Below are 17,113 nucleotides of genomic sequence, written 5' to 3' on the forward strand. Positions count from 1 at the left end.
CTCAAGGGAGGTGGGGGCCTTACCCTGTGATCCGGATCACGAGGATGCTGTTCACTCGTCAAGTTACGGGCGAGTAGCAGGCGTGTGAAGTTACGCGTCAGTAAAAACTTCCAGTGATAACCTGAGCACCGCCTGAAAACTGACGGACCGTCACCAGGCAGGCCTGATCGGACCACAGGGAGCGATCCGCGCCAAACGCTCCCCCAGCGCGCGCACTTCGCCCTCACCCAGCAGCGCGGCCCATCCCCCCACGACCTCGGCCGCCGCCGCCTCCGCCGCCCGGGTGCAGGCCCGGCCGCGCTCGGTCAGGACGACCAACCGGGCCCGCGCGTCCTGCGGATGCGGCCGCCGCTCGGCGTATCCCTTGCGCACGATCTCGTCCGCCAGCTGACTCGCGGCCTGCTTGGTCACCCCGAGGTGCGCCGCGAGGTCGGTGACGGTGGCCCCGTCCGGGGCGAGCCGCGCGAAGGCGAAGCCGTGCGCCGGCCGCAGATCGGTGAACCCGCGCGCCACCACCCCGTCGTGGATGCGTTGCGTGAGGTCGCCGGCGACGGCGAGCAGGGCGGCGGACAGGGCCATGGCTTCGGAGTTCTGCACGGAGGCATTGAAACACCCTTGACAGGTTGGTCAAGCAGCTTGACCATATAGTCAAGTCACTTGACCACTTGAACGGAGACCACCGCCATGCCCGTCGTCCGCTCGTCCGAGGCCACGACCCATGAGATCCACGGCGCCCGCTTCGTCTCGTACGCCACCCCGCTCACCGGCAGCAGGGAACTCTGCGCCTGGCGCGGCGAGATCCCGGCCGGCACCAAGGCGCCCGCGCACACCGTCAGCCGTGAGGAGATCTTCCATCTGCTCGTGGGTGAACTGCTGATCACGCTGGACGGCCGCACCGAGCGCATCGCTGCGGGCGACACGGTGATCGTCAACCCGGGTACGACCCTCGCCCTGGAGAACCCGACCGATCACACCGCGCTCTCCTGGGTCACCACCTCCGTCGGCCTGGAGGCGGAGCTGGCCGACGGGAGCCGCATCACGCCGCCCTGGGCCAACTGACCGACGTGGAGCCGCCACCGCGCCCCAGCGCCCCCGGCATCACCGCCCTGGGCCCGAACTTCGCCCGCGCGCGGTCCGCGACCTCCTCGACACGGCGGACCTTCTCGTCCACGGGGTCGAAGGTGAGCTGGCAGGAGGCCTGGTCGGCGGGGGCCAAGCCCTCGGCGCGCAGGGCGAGCGCGCGGACCCGGGCGCGCTGCAGGCCGAGCGCCTCGTACATGCCGTAGGCCGCCCTGGTCAGGGCCGCCGAGTGCGCGGTCGGCTCCTTCAGGGTGCGGCTGCGGGTGGTCGAGGACCGGTCGGCGTAGCGCACGGTGAGGGTCAGGGTGCGGCAGACCTTCCGCACCGCGCGCAGCCGGGCGCCGAGCTCCTCGGCGGCGGACAGCAGCGCCCTGCGGTGCCGGTCGGGGTCCAGCTCGTCGAGTTCGAAGGCGCGTTCCGTGGTCAGCGACCGCGAGACGGCGTTCGGCACGACCCGGCCCCGGTCGATGCCGCTCGCCTTCTCGCGCAGCTCACGGCCGGCCTTCGCGCCGATCAGCCGCTGGAGCGTGGACAGCGGCGCGGCGGCGACCAGGCCCAGGGTGTCCAGGCCGTACTCGCTCAGGGTGCGGGCGGTCGCCGTGCCGACTCCGGGCAGCGCGGACACCGGCCGCCCGGCGAGGAACTCCGCGATGCCGTCCGGGTCCTCGGGCACGGCACACGTCACCCCGGGCCGGGCGCCCTGCAGCGCCACGCGGGCCAGCATCGGGCCGGGACCGGCGCCGATCACACAGTCGACGCCGTACAAGGCGAGGGCCCGCACCCGGATCACCGAGGCCAGCTCCACCGCGCTGCGCCCGAAGTACCGCTCGGCACCGCGCAGATCGGCCAGCGCGCCGTCCGGCGGCAGCGCCTCCACGACGGGGGTGAAGTCCTCCAGCAACCCGAGCAGTCCCGGCAGGGCCGCCTCGTACATCGGCGGCAGCTGGAAACGTACGCAGAGAATGGTCATCCCGCACTCCCCGGACTCTGGTGCCACAACTTCCGTACGGCAGCAGGCCCTTGTGCGGCCTCCTGCCCCGCGGGCCGCAGGTCGGCCCACGGATGCATCTGGTATCCGGTCGGCAGCTGGATCCGCCGCCCACCGGTCGGATCGCCGCCCGCGCCCTCGGCCGCCGGCTCCGCGAGCCGCGCCGCCACCTCCTCGAGCCCGCCCTCGGCGCGCAGCTCGACCAGCTCGGCGAGGTTCCAGGCGGCGGAACCCACCACGCTCAGGCTGCGCGGGCCACGCCGCTGCACCACCCCGCGCACCAGCAGCAGCCAGGAGTGGAAGACGGTGTGGGCGCAGGCGTCGTGCGAGTCGTCGAAGAACGCCAGGTCGACCAGCCCCGTGCCGTCGTCCAGCGTGGAGAAGATGACCCGCTTGCCGGAGCGGATCGGCGGGGTCTGGGTGGCTGCCTTGGCGCCCGCGACCAGCACGGTCTCGCCGTGCCGCGCCTCGCGCAGCCGCCGCGCGGAGACCACGCCCAGCTCCTTCAGGAACTCCCGGTGGTCGTCCATCAGATTGCGCGAGGCGTCCATGGACAGCACGCCCAGCTCGGCGCTGAGCCGTTCCGCCGACGTCAGGTCCGGCAGCCCCGCCGGCGCGGTCTTCCGCCCGCCCGCCAACGGCAGCTGACCCCCGCCACCGCCCCGGGCGCCCCGGTGCAGCTCGGTCAGGTGCAGTTGCAGATCGCGCCGGTTGGCGCCGAAGGCGTCCAGCGCGCCCACCTGGGCGAGTCGCCCAGCCAGCGGCCGGCTCGGCCGCGCCCGCTCCCAGAAGTCCACCAGGGAGGAGTACGGCTGCCCGTCCGCGATCCTTTTCGCCTCGGCCTCGCTGATGCCGTGCACATCGGAGAGGGCGAGCCGAAGTCCCCACACCCCAGAGGATTCAGACACCAGTTCGATCCTGTGTGCGACCCCGGACACGTTCACGTCCAACGGCAGGATCGGCACCCCACGCCGCCGCGCGTCCGCCAGCAGCAGCCGCTTCGGATACATCCCGGGGTCGTGCGTGAGCAGCCCGGCGTAGAAGGCGGCCGGGTGATGGGCCTTCAGCCAGGCCGACTGGTAGGTCGGTACGGCGAAGGCGACGGCGTGCGCCTTGCAGAACCCGTAGGACCCGAAGGCCTCCACGATCTCCCAGGTCCGCTGAATCGTTTCCGCCCCATACCCCCTGGCCGCGGCCTGCTGTGCGAACCACACCTTGATCCGCGCCTGCGACTCCGGGTCGGACAGTCCCCGCCGCACCCGGTCGGCCTCGCCCCGGCCGCATCCGGTCATGACGGCGACGATGTCGATGACCTGCTCGTGGAAGACGACGACGCCGTACGTCCCCTTCAGCGCCTCTTCCAGGTCCGGGTGCGGATAGCGCACCGGCGCCCGCCCGTGCCGCGCCTCGATGAACGGCCGCACCATGTCGGCGGCGACGGGCCCGGGCCGGAACAGCGAGATGTCCACGACCAGGTCGTGGAAGGTGCTCGGCTGCAGCCGCCCCACCAGGTCCCGCTGCCCCGGCGACTCGATCTGGAAGCAGCCCAGCGTCTCGGTGGAGCGGATCAGCCGGTACGTCTCCGGGTCCCCCGGCGGCACCGCGTCCAGGTCGATCCGCTCGCCCGTCACCCGCTCCACCTCGGCGACCGCGTGCGCCATGGCCGACTGCATCCGCACGCCCAGCACATCGAGCTTGAGCAGCCCGAGGTCCTCCACGTCCTCCTTGTCGAACTGCGACATGGGCAGCCCCTCACCGCTGGTCGGCACCACCGGCGTACGGGCGAGAAGCGAGGCGTCGGACAGCAGCACCCCGCACGGATGCATGGCGACCCCGCGCGGCAGGGCATCGAGCGCCTCGACGAGCTCCCACAGCCTGCCGTACCTCTCCCCTTCCCGCTGCAGCTCCCCCGCGAGCTGCTTCAGCTCCGGCAGCTCCTCCAGCGCGGCGCGCGCGTCCCGGGCCCGGATGTGCGGAAAGGACTTGGCCATCCGGTCGATCTCACCCGGATCCATGGACAGGGCGGCGCCCACGTCCCGGATGGCATGCCGCACCCGGTAGGTCTCCGGCATGGACACGGTCGCGACCCGCTCGGTGCCGAACCGGTCGATGATCGCCCGGTAGACCTCCAGCCGGCGCGCGGACTCCACGTCGATGTCGATGTCGGGCAGCACCACACGCTCCTTGGAGAGGAAGCGTTCCATCAGCAACCCGTGCTCGACCGGATCGGCGTGCGCGATCCCCAGAAGGTGATTGACGAGGGAGCCCGCGCCGGAACCGCGAGCGGCCACCCGGATCCCCATCTCCCGTACGTCCTCGACCACTTGAGCGACCGTCAGGAAGTAGGAGGCGAAGCCGTGACAGGCGATGATGTCCAGCTCGTGGTGCATCCGCTCCCAGTACGCGCGCCGCCCGCCGTACCCGAGCCGCACCATCCCCGCCACCGCCCGCGAGGCAAGGGCCCGCTGGGCGGTGCGCCGCCCGGCACCCACCAGATGCGCCTCGGGAAAGTGAACGGTCCCGATGCCGAGATCCGCCTCGGGGTCGACCCGGCACTCGGCGGCCGTGGCCAGGGTCTGCTCCAGCAGCCGGCGGGCGGTGTCCCGCCGGTACCCGGCGGCCTCCACGACCCGCTCGGCGACCTGCAGCATGGCCTGCGCGTCCTTCAGCCAGGCCTCGCCGGAGTCCAGCTCCCCGCGCGGGTCGATCGGAACCAGCCGCCGCGCGGCATCCAGCACATCGGCAACGGGCCCCGCCCCGGGATCGGCGTACCGCACGGCGTTGCTGAGCACCGGCCGCACGCCCTGCTCGGCGGCGAACCCGACGGTACGGGCGGCGAGCCGCAGGGACCCGGGTCCCGTGCCCGTACGCCCGTGCCACACAGCCTCCAGCCGCAAGGCGTCGCCGTAGACCTCGCGCCACACCCCGAGAAGCCGTGCGGCCCGGTCCGGACGCCCCGCCGCAAGGGCCCGCCCCACATCCGACCCGGGCCCGAGCAGGACGGTCAGGCCGTCACCGTGATTGTCGGGCCAGGGCAGCAGGGGGGCGCCCCGGCTCTTGTGCGCCGCTGTGATGATCCGGCACAGGTCCGCCCATCCTCGGGCATCCCGGGCGAGATAGGTCACACGCGGGGCCGACTCGTCCACGAAGGCCCCGCCACGCACCGGTACCCGCCGCCGCTTGGACCGTACGGCCTCGGCCTCGGCCTCACCCACCGCCAGATCCACCCCGAAGACCGGCCGCACCCCCACCCCGGCGCAGGCCTTGGCGAAGCGCACCGCGCCGGCGACGGTGTCCCGATCGGTGAGGGCGAGCGCGTCCATCCCCCGCTCCGAGGCGCGCCCGGCCAGCCGCTCCGGATGGGATGCCCCGTACCTCAGGGAGAACCCGGAGACGGTGTGCAGATGCGCGAAGCCCGGCACACCGCACCTCCCGCACTCGTGAGCCCCGAACGGCTCTCGAACATCAGTTCCCTACTTCCACCCCCACCATACCTCTATTCTCGAACGTGTGTACGACATCCGTGGAACCGTCCCTCACCTGCGCAAACACCCTGGCAGCGGTCACCCACGGCACCCAGCACGGAGCCCCGCCCCCACACACCGGGGGACGGGGCTCCACGGAACGCACGCCGGACGCGTCAGCCGATCTGCGCCCCCGTGGCGGACAGCGCGGCGGTGACCGGCTGGAAGAACGTCTCCCCACCGGAGGTGCAGTCACCGCTGCCGCCGGAGGTCAGCCCGATGGCGTTGCTCCCCGAGAACAGCGACCCGCCGCTGTCACCGGGCTCGGCGCACACGTTCGTCTGGATGAGACCGCTGACGGTGCCCTCCTGGTAGTTCACCGTGGCGTTCAGCCCGGTGACCGTGCCGTCGTGCACATGGGTCGTCGACCCGCTGCGCGTCACCTTCATCCCCACCGTCGCCTCGGCGGCACCGGTGATCTTCTGAGTGGACCCGTCGTACAGGTCGACCTCGCTCGGGTGGTCCACCTGTGACGTGTACTTGACCAGCCCGAAGTCGGTCCCCGGGAAGTGGGACTCCGCGTTCTGCCCGATCTCCTTGCCGCTGGAGTCCGACCAGCTGCTGATCGCCGCGGTGCAGTGTCCGGCGGTCAGGAAGTACGGCTGGCCGTCCTTGACCACGTTGAAGCCGAGCGAGCAGCGTCCGCCGGACCCGCTGATCGCGTCACCACCGGCGATGAAGGGCTTGAACTCCCCCTTCGACCGCTTCAGTTCGGCCTTGCCGCCCAGCCCGTCGACCACCCTGCTCAGCTTGGCCCACTGCGCGGCGGTGACCGTCCTGTCGGCGGTGACGACGACCTTGTTTCCGACCGGGTCGGTCGCCCATGACGTCCCCGGTATCGTCGCGTCCTTCTTCAGCGTCGTCCGCGCGCCGTCGAGCGCGGCCAGGGAGTTGGTGACGAGTCTCGCCTTGGCCCCGGCCGCCTCGACGGCGTTCGCCGCGGCCTGGTCGAGCACGTTGACGACGAGGCTCCTGGCCCGGGCGTCGTAGTAGCTGCCGGCGGCGTCGGAGCCGAGGCTCTTCAGCAGCGTCGAGGCGAGGTTTCCGGCCGCCGGGGCGGACAGAACCTTCGGTTCCGGAGCCGACTTCGCAGGCTCGCTGGCGTTCGCGTTCTGCAAGGTGACACCCGCGGCGACCAGTGCGGCGATTCCCGCACCGGCCACGGCGGTCCGCCGCCCGGTGATGCGTCGGTGCTTCAACTCACGTCCTCCTGTGGGGGGATGGTCCGTGAGTTGTGGGGACTTCACGGACCGGAAGGCTGGTTGACGAGCGCCCACTCTTCCGAATGGCACAGGGAGCACACAAGGTTGACTTCAGGACGCGCATGGAGAGGGCTTGCGCCCCCGGCCTCGGCTTGACCGTGCACAGTCACCCAGGGGGATTCGCACAGCAAACACGACATGCACGGAACCCACACCGGACGGTGACGACACCAACTGGCCGAAAAGAAACGCCCCCGCACACCACGTGGTGTGCGGGGGCTTCCCAAGGACCCGAGCCGGACCGTCAGGGCAGCGTGACCCCGTAGTAGCTCAACGCCTCGGTCACCGGCTGGAAGAACGTCGTACCACCGGAGGTGCAGTCACCGCTGCCCCCGGAGGTCAGCCCGTAGGCCACGGTCCCCCCGTACAGCGGGCCACCGCTGTCGCCGCCCTCGGCGCACACCGTGGTCTGGATCAGCCCGTAGACGATGTCACCGCTGCCGTAGTTGACGGTGGCGTTCAGCGCGGTGACCCGGCCGCTGTGCGTACCGGTGGTGGAACCGCGCCGGTACACGGTCGTGCCCACGGACGGCGTGGCCGCCCTGGTGATGGACTGACCGCCCACCGCACTCGGGTGCGAGATCGAGGAGTTGGTGTAGCGCACCAGAGCGAAGTCGTTGCCGGGGAAGCTGTAGCCGACGTTGGTGCCGAGCACCGTGCTGTGGCTGGAGTTGCTGTACCAGGTCGAGGCCACCTGACCGCAGTGTCCGGCGGTGAGGAAGTAGTACGTACCGCCGCTGTGCACGTTGAAGCCGAGCGAGCAGCGGTACTGGCCGCCGTAGATGGCGTCGCCGCCGCTGATCAGCTTGCTGAACCTGCCGGGGGTGTGCCTGATGGTGAGCGCGTCGGCGTCGGCGCCGGCCTGCCGCTTGATCTTGGCGATCTGGGCCTTGGACACGGTGCTGTCGACGGTGACGAGGACGCGGTCGGTCTTGCTGTCCACCGCCCAGGCCGTACCGGGTACGTCGGCCTTGAGGACGGCGTCGTTGGCCTTGCTGAGCTGCGCGGGGCTGAACGCGTGGTCGTCGCCGGCGTTCGCTGTGGGGGCGGCGAACGCCGCCGCGGCCAGGAGGCAGGTGGCCACGGCGATCAGCCGGGTCCGTCTCGCGGTGCCGTTGTGGGGAGTGTTGCGCTTGATCCTCACTTTTCGTTCCCTCCCAGGGGAAGTCGGGGGCCCATGTGGGGTCGGTGCCCGTGAGGCGCAGCCAGGGGGGCGACGCCGGGTTCCGGACATCCATGCCCCCTGACAAGCGCTGAGGGGGAGTATTCGGCCGAACGACTCATCGCCACAAGGGTTCCTTTCGGCCGTTGGCCTTTAAACCACCTTTACGCAGGAGCCCCTGACACCGGTTCGGCCCACACGCGCCGCGGGCCGTACGGGGTGGCCTCGATGCACTTGACGGCGCGGCGGGCCGCACCTCGGTGGGCCCTGTTCCGCGGGCCGGCGATCACCGCGCCCTGAGCCGTCAAGTCCCGTGTGACGCCGAGGACTTCGCCGACGGTGAGGTGCGCAGGAAGGCCAGCGCCGCGCGGGCGGTGGCGTCGTTCTGCCGGAACGCGGCCCCTCCGGTGCGCGGCCGGGTGAAGGCGCCGGGGGTACGGGCGTCGGTGTACGGGCCGAGCGCGAAGCGCCGGGGATGCGGCCGCCCGGCGCCGTCGAGGATCCGGCCGTCGCCGGGGTCGACCCGGAGCAGTCCCTCGGGGGTCTCGGCGGCGCCGTCGGCGTGCAGCGCGCGCAGCAGGCGGTCGCGGGCCCGGCCGACGGTGGGCTCGGGCAGCCGGGCCTCGACCAGCGCCCGGGCCTCGACGGAGAAGCCCGGCACGGTGGGACTCGTGGCCCGGAACACGCCGTCCTCGGCGGTGACGGTCATGTCGGCGCCGACGAAGCCGAGCAGGCCGGCCCGGGAGAGTGCGAGCATCTGCCGCAGCCGGGGTCCGGGCGGCCCGGACGCCAGGTAGCTGAAGAAGCCGTGCCACCAGGGGCCGGTGTTCCCGAGGCGGACGAGCTGCCCGTAGACGGAGAGAAGCCCGAGGAAGACACCGAGATCCGCACTGTACGAAGGATCGTGACGTCTGCTCAGGTCCGCCTCGACATATCCCCGCAGGCCCTCCTGGAAGTCCTCGTGGGAGGCGTACCGCACCCCGTCCAGCGGGTGGTCGAGTGCGGTGAGGTCGAGGCGGTCGGCCGGATCCGGCACGGCGGCGGCGACCAGCGCCTGCACCTCGGCGGAGTCGCTCGCGACGGCGTACTTCTCCTCGAAGTCGGCCCAGGCCATGGCCGTACGTTCGGCGTGGGCCGTGAAGAGGCGGTGGTAGTGGGCGAAGCCCAGCTCCTTCTCCACCAGCGGCCACACATCGCGCCGGAAGTCGAAGCCGCCGGGACGGGCCTGCAGGGCCTCGACCTCGGCCGGTCCCAGGAAACGGGGCAGCGGGGGCCGGTCGCCGGTCCAGTCGTAGCCGATCTTCGCGTGGTACGGCACGCCGCGCCGGGAGCCGACGTGGAGCACCGGCTCCCGGCCCGAGGGAACGTAGGTGCCGCCCTCGTACCGTCCGCCGCGCCCCTCGGTGAGCAGCACCATCAGGTCGACGAAGGCCAGCCCGAAGCCACGCACGAGCACGGGTTCGCCGGGCTTCAGCAGGGACAGATCGCTGTCGGCGGTGAAGTCGGGCGGCAGGTGCACCAGTCCGTGCTCGCGGGCGTACGCCGCCAACTCCGCCTGTTCTGCGTCGAGTTGGGCGTCCAGGTGGCCGATCGCGAGAATCACCAGGTCGGCCGGGAGGGGGCGCGGGTCGCCCTCCAGCCACACCTGCTGGCGGCCCTCGCGCGGACCCCTGATCCGCACGGCACGCCGGGGATGGTGGTGAACGGTGATGCCCTCGGGCAGCTCGGCCCGTGCGCGCTCGTACACCCAGCGCAGATAGCGGCCCTGGAGCTGCCGGTCGGCGAAGGTGCTGCCGTCGAGGCCCGACCACTCGTGCAGCGTGGGGCCCTCGCGTACCGGGCCGTCCATGAGCACCGTCTCGTCGGTGAACATGGTGACGTCCTCGGCGTGCGAGTTCATCCACAGCAGCGGTGACTGCGCCTGGCGCCAGATGCGGCCGCCGCCCGGCGGGTGCGGGTCGACCAGGTGGATGTCGAGGCCCTGACCGACGTACAGCTCGGGGGCGTTGGCGGCGAGGCGCTCCAGCAGTCCGGTCCCCCGCGGGCCGGCTCCCACGATCACCAGCTGCGGCCTCATCGGGCGTGCTCCGTCGGCGCGAGGACGACGGCGGCTGCCGCGGTGGGGACTTCGGCGAGGGTGTCGGATGGCATGCGAAGGCTCCGTGGCGTCGGGAGAACACGGGTGGTGCCTTCACACGGGCGCGCCGTGCGGCGCGGGTACGGCCGAGCCCCTCAGCAGGGCCGTCCACCGAGAGTACGCGGGCGTTTCGGTGCACTGTCAAGGCTGTCCGGACTGTGAGCCGTACGTCTCAGGGCAGTTGACGCGGAACCGGATGCCTGTTCCACTTGGCCCATGCATCCACAGCAGTGGCTGGTCACCCGCTCCCACATCGACTTCGGTCGCGTGTGGTCCTGTTCCTGTTGAGCTGACCCCCTGCGCGCGCCTGCCGTCCGGCGGGCGCCCTCCTCGCGCTCTCCCGCTTCTTCCGCCACGCCTTCACACGCGCCCCTCCCCTCGCGCTTCGCGTTCGCCCACCGTCACGTCTCGCATCAGCCCACCGGAACCAGGGAACCGAACGGCACTGTCACAGCCCGCAGTCACAGCACGAGCAGCACTCACAGCATTCACAGCACTGGCAGGCCTCGCAGCACGACAGGTCGCAGTCGCAGTCGCAGTCGGCGCAGCAGCCCTCGCGCTTCTTGCGCGACCAGGGGCCCTCGAACTCGTCGGCGCAGCACACCTTGCAGGTGCAGCACAGGCCGAGGGCGGCCGCGCAGCCGGCCCAGAAGCCCCGTTTGTCCGGGTGCGGCGGCTGCCCGCCGAAGGGGGTGCCGTACGGGTGGCCGGGCGCGTTCGGCGCGTGGTGACCGGGCGGCGGTCCGAACGAGGCCTCGGGCGCGTGGCCGCACGCGCGCGTGCCGAACGCGCGGTCCACGGAACGCTCCAGCTCGTGCACGAGCAGCAGGTGGACCAGCTTGCCGTCGGCGAACTCGGCCTCCCGCAGGGCGAGCCGGACGCCGTGCAGGGCGTCGTCGGCGAGCCGGCGGGCCTCGGTCCGGGAGGTGCCCGTGGCGGTGAGCGGATTCCAGGCGCCCGACGCGGCGTCGGCCTCCTGGTCCTCCACGGCGTCCAGCAGATGCGCGAGCCGGCCGAAGAGCCGTCCCGCCTCCGCGAGGGGCTGTGCGTTGCCCGGGCGCCCGGCCAGCACCGCGGTGTGGGCGAAGGCGGCGGCGGTCGCGCACTCGGTCGGCTCGGTGACCGTCAGGATCGGGGTGCCGTACCCGGCGAGGGCCTCCAGGCCCAGTTGCCGGTCCGTGGCCTCGACGAGGACGCCGGTGTCGAAGCCGACCGCGGCCCCGCTGTGGGCGCCGGCCCTGCCCCAGCCCGCGGCGACCCGGCGCGCGGCGGCGGCCATGGGCCGGCGGGCCAGCAGCCCGTCCCGGTCGGCGACATGGTCGCGCACCTTCGCCGCGGCGAGCACCAGCGAGACGGCGGCGGCGAGCCGGGCTCCCTCGCCCTGGGCGACGGACGCGGTGCGCAGCCCGCGCAGCGCGCACGGCCCGGCCGTACGGCGCCCGTCGGCGGTCCGTCCGGTCTGAGCCTCCGTCAGGACCGAGACGAGAAGGCCGTCGTAGTTCGTCACGACGCGCGCGAGCTGCCCGTGATCGCGGCGCAGCGCGAGGCAGAGTCCGCACAAGTGCGCCAGCCACTGGGCCTTGAGGCTTTCACCGAGTCGATGAGAGCACGGTCTGACGATTCCGAACACGACGATCCCCCGTGATGTGGTACGACGTTGACGTTCACCCGGACGCACCGATCATCACCCATCCGCCGCTGACAATCATATTTCACTCTCAGTCAGCAGCCGTACGTGTCGCGACCCTTGGGACACAAGGACTCTCGACGGATCGGCTGTGCACCAGTACCGTCACAAACCCCCCGCGCGGCGTCTATCCACTTGGCGCGCCGTCCGCATCATGGATGACCATAGGGACGCGGAAAGCAGAAAAAGACCGCTGTGAGAGGAGGCGTCCATGGGATCGGTACGCAAGGCGAGTGCGTGGCTCGGCCTCGTCGACGACAACGATGACGAGCGTTACTACGACGACGAGTACTCCGAGGGCACCGAATCCGAGGGCGCCTGGGTCACCGACCCCCGGGTGAAGGTGGCCTCGGACACGGCCGAGGAGAAGGGCCGCCGGATCGGCACGGTCAACCCGGACAGCTTCCGGGACGCCCGAGCGATCGGCGAGCTGTTCCGGGACGGGGTCCCGGTCATCATGAACCTCACCAACATGGAGCCCGGCGACGCCAAGCGGGTCGTGGACTTCGCGGCGGGGCTCATCTTCGGTCTGCGCGGCTCGATCGACCGCGTGTCGAACCGGGTGTTCCTGCTCACGCCGGCCGACACACAGATCATCAGCGGCGAGGCGTCCGCCCACCGCGAGGACGGCTTCTTCAACCAGAGCTGAGGCAGGGCCGCTCACCGGCCCTGCCTGCTGACGGGGATCAGCGGAAGGCGTCGAGCCCGGTGAGCGCCTTGCCCAGCACGAGCTGGTGCATCTCGACGGTGCCCTCGTAGGTGAGCACCGACTCGAGGTTGGTCGCGTGCCGCATGACGGGGTACTCGAGGGAGATCCCGTTGGCACCGAGGATCGTCCGCGCCGTACGGCAGATCTCGATGGCCTCGCGGACGTTGTTGAGCTTGCCGAAGCTGACCTGCTCGGGACGCAGGCGGCCGGCGTCCATCCGCCGCCCCAGATGGTGGGCGAGCAGGATCCCCTTGTGCAGTTCCACCGCCATGTCGGCGAGCTTGGCCTGGGTGAGCTGGAAGCCGCCGATGGGCCGCCCGAACTGCTCCCGCGTCCTCGCGTAGTCGACCGCCGCCTCGAAGCTGCTGCGCGCCGCGCCCATCGCGCCCCAGACGATGCCGTACCGGGCGTGCGACAGACAGCTGAGCGGTCCGCGCAGTCCGGTGGCCTCCGGGAGCACGGCGTCTGCGGGCAGTCGTACGTCGTCCATCACCAGTTCGCTGGTGACGGAGGCGCGCAGGGACCACTTGTGCTTGATCTCCGGCGCCGAGAAGCCGGGGGTGTCGGTGGGGACGGCGAAGCCGCGGATGCCGTCCTCGGTCTGCGCCCAGACGACGGCCACCCCGGCGACCGAGCCGTTGGTGATCCACATCTTGCGGCCGCTGAGCACCCAGTCGGTGCCGTCGCGCTTGGCGTGGGTGCGCATGGAGGCGGGGTCGGAGCCGTGGTCGGGCTCGGTCAGCCCGAAGCAGCCGATCACCTCGCCGGCCGCCATGCGGGGCAGCCACCGCTGCTTCTGCTCCTCGCTGCCGAACCGGTGGATCGCGTACATGGCGAGGGAGCCCTGCACGGAGACGAGGGACCGGATGCCGGAGTCGGCGGCCTCCAGTTCCAGGCAGGCGAGGCCGTACTGCACGGCGCTGGCCCCCGCGCACCCGTATCCGCTGAGCGACATCCCGAGCGCCCCGATCCCGCCGAGTTCCCTGGCGAGTTCACGGATGCCGGGCAGCTCCCCCTTCTCGTACCACTCGGCGACGTACGGCAGCACGCGGTCCGCCGCCCAGGCCCGCACGGTGTCCCGCACGGCCAGGTCTTCCGGTTCCAGCAGGTCGTCGATCCCGAGCGGGTCGGCGGGATCGAAGGGGGGCAACTTCGCGGACGCGGACATGGGACACCCTCCGGCACACAGAAAACTAGCACCGCTAGTCAGTTGTTTGCCGCCGACGTTACGGCGCGGTGTCCCGCACGTCCAGTACGTCGGACACCTCAGACCGAGACGCGGGACTCCGCCACTTCCCGCTGCGCGGGCAGCTCCAGCGCCTCCACCGCCGCCTCGGGTTCCGCGCACTGCATGACCCGTGGCAGCCGCAGCGCCATCACCGCGCCCAGCAGCAACAGCACCGCGCTCACCAGCAGCGTCACATGCAGCCCGTGCACGAAGGAGTCCCGAGCGGTCCGGCGCAGCGCCGCCCCGACGGGACCGCCGAGCCGCCCGGCGACCGCGTAGGCCTCCCCGAGCGAGTGGCCGGCCGCGTCCGAGGCGTGCCGCGGGACGCCCGGCACCGAGCGCAGATGCGGCGCGTAGGCCGCGTTCATCACGCTGCCGAGCAGCGCGATGCCGATGCCGGCGCCGAGCTGGTACGACGTCTCGCCGATCGCCGCCGCGCCGCCGGCCTGGTCGGCCGCGGCCTCGCTGAGCATCGACTCGTACGCGCCGAAGAGCGTGGTCTCCAGGCCGAAGCCCAGCAGCACGAAACCGGAGAGCAGCAGCGGCGCGTCGTCGGTGCCGCCCATCGCGGTGAGCGTCAGGACCGCGGCGGCGGTGAGGCAGAAGCCGAAGCAGACCATGCGGCGCGGTCCGAAGCGGCGCAGCATCCGCGCGCCCGCCAGGCCCGCCGCCATCGCCGCGACGGTCAGGGGCAGCAGCCTCAGGCCGGTCTGAAGCGGGGAGAGCCCGAGCACCAGTTGCAGGTACTGGGCGGCGATCAGCTCCAGGCCGACGAGCGCGAGCATCGCCAGCACGATGCAGCCCACCGAGGTGCTGAACGCGGGCCGGCGGAACATCCGCAGGTCCACCAGCGGATGCGCGAGTCCGCGCTGGCGCCGTACGAAGAGGACGAGGAGGGCCGCGCCGACCAGCAGCGGCAGCACGGTGAAGGGGCTCGCCGGTACCTCTCCCCCGCCCAGCCGCTTCACACCGAGGACGACACCGAAGAGACCGCCGGCCGCCATCAGGGCGCCGACGACATCCCAGGGGCCGCCCTGGTCCCCGCGCGACTCGGGCAGCAGGATCCGGCCCACCGGGAGACTGACCAGCATCAGCGGGATGTTGACGAGGAAGACCGCGCCCCACCAGAAGTGCTCCAGCAGGAAACCGCCGAGCAGCGGGCCGACGGCCGCGCCGACGGCGGCCACCGCGCTCCAGATGCCGATCGCGAGCGCGCGCTCGCGCCGGTCGGGGAAGACCTGACGCAGGATCGACAGGGTGGCCGGCATGATCATGGCGCCGCCGACGCCGAGCAGCGCGCGGGCGAGGATCAGCATCTCAGCCGTCTGCGCGAGGGCGGCCACGCCGGAGGCGATACCGAACAGGCCGTAGCCGAGCAGCAGGACGCGTCTGCGGCCGACCCGGTCGCCGAGGGTGCCGAAGAGGATCAGCAGCGAGGCGCAGACCAGCGGATAGACGTCGACGATCCAGAGCAGCTCTATCGCACTGGGCTTGAGGTCCTCGGTGACGGCGGGGACCGCCACGTGCAGCACGGTCGCGTCGAGGGCCACGAGCAGCAGGCTGACGCAGAGGACGACGAGGACGACCCAGCGGTTGGCACCGGCACCGGCCGCCCGACGGCGCGGCCGTACGGCAGCCGTGGTCGTCCCGGACATGTACGTACCTCCCAGATGTGCCACGCGCGGGGCGGACCGACGGGGTGGGGACTCCCTGCCGTACGGCCGGAGAGGAGCGGTGTCTCCGGCCCGCGCAAAGCCACGCGGGTGACTCGTCAGCGTACGCGAGTTCACCTCCAGGACACGTGGTGGACCTCTCACACGCAGGACGGAACCCGTGTGGCGTACGCCACGTCGTGCCCTCTTGACCACGCCCCGGGGGCCGGTCCGGTTCCGCCGCCCGTCGATAATCGGCTCCGTGACCGATCGTGACACGCGCGTGGCCCCGTCCCACGCCCCGCTCCTGCGCCGGGCGCTGCCGGCCCTCCTGGGCTATGCCGCGGTGCGCGCCCTGGGGCTGGTCGTGCTCGCGCTGTGGAGCGCCGCGCGCGGCAAGAGCGCGTACACCCTGCTGACCGCACGCTGGGACTCCCTCTGGTACACGCGAGTGGCCGAGCTGGGGTACGGCTACGAGGTGCGGCTGCCGAACGGCGACGTGCACTCCAATCTGGCGTTCTTTCCGCTGCTGCCGTGGCTGGAGCGGTTGCTGCACGCGGTCACACCGCTGTCGTACGCGGACGCCGGTTTCGCCGTCGGCCTGCTCGCCTCGCTCGCCGCGGCCTGCGGGATCTTCGCCGTCGCCGACCGGGTGTACGGCCCCCGGGCCGGGGTCTGCGCGGTGCTGCTGTGGGCGGTGCTGCCGGTCGGGATCGTGCAGTCGATGGCGTACAGCGAGTCGCTGTTCACGGCGCTGGCGGCCTGGTCGCTGTACGCGCTGCTGATCGGCCGGTGGATCACCGCGGGCACGCTGGCGGCGCTGGCGGGGCTGACCCGGCCGGTGGGGGCGGCGGTGGTCGCGGCGGTGTGGGTGGCGGGCGTGCTCTCGTTCGTGCGGGACCGGAGCGCGATGCACATGCCCGGCGCGGACAACGGCGGACGCGCCCCGGCGCCCACGCCGGGCGCGACCGACGGCATGCAAGCCCCCGCTCGCGCACCCGGCGCACACGCCACTTCCCACAACCCACAGATCCCTGAAGCACCGGCAGACGCACAGGCCCCCAGCGCCCCACGCGCCCCCGCATGGCGCCGAGCGCTCGGCATGGCGATCGCTCCGCTCGGCGCCGCCGGTTACGTGCTCTGGGTCGGGCGGCGCACCGGAAAGGGGGTGCTCGGGTACCTGGACATCCAGGCCGGATGGCGCAACGGGTTCGACGGCGGCTTTGCGTTCGCCCGCTTCGTGGCCGACAAGTTCACGTCATTTCCGTCCGCGTTCGCCGGCGTCGGCCTGATCATCGGGGTGGCCCTGCTGCTGTGGCTGTACGCGACCGGCATCCGAAGGCGTCAGCCGGTCGCACTGCTGGTGTACACGGGGGTCGTCCTCGCCCTCGCCCTGTGCGCGTCGAGCTACTTCGGCTCCAAGCCGCGACTGCTGATGCCCGCCTTCCCCCTGCTGCTGCCGCTCGCCTGCGCCCTCGCCCGGCTGCGCACATCCCGATCCGTGCTGGTCACGGCGGGGTTGGCGGTCGCCACGTCGGCCTATGGGGCGTTCTGGCTGAACGGCTCCGGTCCTCCATGATCGACTTCGTCGGCCGATGACACGCCGGAAAATTCCGCGCCAGGACCGGGTTAACGTATTCATAAGCGCCATATAAACAACGCCCGGCATGATCAAAGGAATTGA

The 17,113-nt window shown here is 71.8% G+C and carries 12 protein-coding genes; 3 read left to right on the forward strand and 9 right to left on the reverse strand.

Features of this window, described 5'->3' with window-relative positions; genetic code table 11:
* Positions 1 to 150 precede the first annotated feature (150 nt).
* A complete protein-coding gene (locus ABT288_RS22745; protein WP_351610660.1) occupies positions 151 to 597 on the reverse strand; it encodes a MarR family winged helix-turn-helix transcriptional regulator in 447 nt (148 codons plus the stop codon).
* Positions 598 to 684: 87 nt separating this feature from the next.
* On the opposite strand from ABT288_RS22745, the gene ABT288_RS22750 reads away from it, so the two are divergent.
* The gene (locus tag ABT288_RS22750; RefSeq protein WP_351610663.1) at positions 685 to 1,059 is read left to right on the forward strand and encodes a cupin domain-containing protein; all 375 of its coding nucleotides are present in this window, start codon (positions 685 to 687) and stop codon (positions 1,057 to 1,059) included.
* On the opposite strand, the gene ABT288_RS22755 is transcribed toward ABT288_RS22750, so the two are convergent.
* The 6 genes from ABT288_RS22755 to ABT288_RS22780 all read right to left on the reverse strand — a co-directional run bounded on the left by ABT288_RS22755 (position 1,037) and on the right by ABT288_RS22780 (position 11,783).
* Positions 1,037 to 2,050: a DNA polymerase Y family protein gene (locus tag ABT288_RS22755; protein WP_351610665.1), complete on the reverse strand. Its 1,014-nt coding sequence runs from the start codon at positions 2,048 to 2,050 to the stop codon at positions 1,037 to 1,039. The two genes, ABT288_RS22750 and ABT288_RS22755, sit on opposite strands and share 23 nt — an antisense overlap.
* A complete protein-coding gene (locus ABT288_RS22760; protein ID WP_351610667.1) occupies positions 2,047 to 5,490 on the reverse strand; it encodes a DNA polymerase III subunit alpha in 3,444 nt (1,147 codons plus the stop codon). Before ABT288_RS22760 ends, ABT288_RS22755 begins: the two co-directional genes overlap by 4 nt.
* Positions 5,491 to 5,708: 218 nt before the next feature.
* Positions 5,709 to 6,791: a S1 family peptidase gene (locus tag ABT288_RS22765; RefSeq protein WP_351610669.1), complete on the reverse strand. Its 1,083-nt coding sequence runs from the start codon at positions 6,789 to 6,791 to the stop codon at positions 5,709 to 5,711.
* A 307-nt stretch (positions 6,792 to 7,098) separates the two neighbouring features.
* Positions 7,099 to 7,998 carry a S1 family peptidase gene (locus tag ABT288_RS22770; protein ID WP_351610672.1) on the reverse strand — a complete coding sequence of 300 codons (900 nt, stop codon included), beginning with the start codon at positions 7,996 to 7,998 and terminating at the stop codon, positions 7,099 to 7,101.
* A 322-nt stretch (positions 7,999 to 8,320) separates the two neighbouring features.
* Complete coding sequence (locus tag ABT288_RS22775) at positions 8,321 to 10,093, reverse strand: FAD/NAD(P)-binding protein (RefSeq protein ID WP_351610674.1); 1,773 nt, start codon at positions 10,091 to 10,093, stop codon at positions 8,321 to 8,323.
* A 508-nt stretch (positions 10,094 to 10,601) separates the two neighbouring features.
* A complete protein-coding gene (locus ABT288_RS22780; protein WP_351610677.1) occupies positions 10,602 to 11,783 on the reverse strand; it encodes a DUF5685 family protein in 1,182 nt (393 codons plus the stop codon).
* A gap of 268 nt (positions 11,784 to 12,051) precedes the next feature.
* Here ABT288_RS22780 and ABT288_RS22785 point away from each other — a divergent pair, with 268 nt between their 5' ends.
* Complete coding sequence (locus ABT288_RS22785) at positions 12,052 to 12,489, forward strand: cell division protein SepF (protein ID WP_351610679.1); 438 nt, start codon at positions 12,052 to 12,054, stop codon at positions 12,487 to 12,489.
* 37 nt (positions 12,490 to 12,526) lie between these two features.
* Here the strand turns inward: ABT288_RS22785 and ABT288_RS22790 are convergent, their stop codons facing one another.
* Together ABT288_RS22790 and ABT288_RS22795 are read right to left on the reverse strand one after the other, a co-directional pair.
* Entirely contained in the window at positions 12,527 to 13,717 is a 1,191-nt protein-coding gene (locus ABT288_RS22790) for an acyl-CoA dehydrogenase family protein (protein WP_351610681.1), read from the reverse strand.
* Positions 13,718 to 13,815: 98 nt separating this feature from the next.
* Complete coding sequence (locus ABT288_RS22795) at positions 13,816 to 15,432, reverse strand: MFS transporter (RefSeq protein WP_351610684.1); 1,617 nt, start codon at positions 15,430 to 15,432, stop codon at positions 13,816 to 13,818.
* 259 nt (positions 15,433 to 15,691) lie between these two features.
* On the opposite strand from ABT288_RS22795, the gene ABT288_RS22800 reads away from it, so the two are divergent.
* Entirely contained in the window at positions 15,692 to 17,008 is a 1,317-nt protein-coding gene (locus ABT288_RS22800) for a mannosyltransferase family protein (protein ID WP_351610686.1), read from the forward strand.
* The last annotated feature ends 105 nt before the right edge of the window (positions 17,009 to 17,113 follow it).

This window comes from Streptomyces sp. NPDC001093 (genome assembly GCF_040298985.1).
Taxonomy (GTDB): domain Bacteria; phylum Actinomycetota; class Actinomycetes; order Streptomycetales; family Streptomycetaceae; genus Streptomyces.